This is a genomic window from Archangium violaceum Cb vi76 (assembly GCF_000733295.1).
GTDB lineage: Bacteria > Myxococcota > Myxococcia > Myxococcales > Myxococcaceae > Archangium > Archangium violaceum.
On sequence record NZ_JPMI01000380.1, the window covers coordinates 1 to 274 of the forward strand.

At 56.2% G+C, this 274-nt stretch carries 1 tRNA gene; it reads left to right on the forward strand.

Annotated elements, in window-relative coordinates:
- Positions 1 to 133: 133 nt before the first annotated feature.
- Positions 134 to 210 (forward strand) — tRNA-Ile (locus tag Q664_RS47160).
- Positions 211 to 274: the final 64 nt, after the last annotated feature.

Sequence of the window (274 nt, forward strand, 5' to 3'; positions counted from 1 at the left end):
AGCGAAAGCTGCCATAGGTCGACCAGGTCAACGTTTCGCAATCGTCTGGGCTTGCTGTTTGGTTTTGAGGGACCGAGTCAGAGCGACTCGGCTCTTTGAAAGAGAATGTAGCTGAAGGGGTTACTCACCAACTGGGCCTATAGCTCAGCTGGCTAGAGCGCGCGCCTGATAAGCGCGAGGTCGGTGGTTCAAGTCCACCTAGGCCCACCAGTTTCCCAACGGGGAAGACAGGTGATGCGATGACAGCCGGCAGGTGAAACACCACGACGCATTT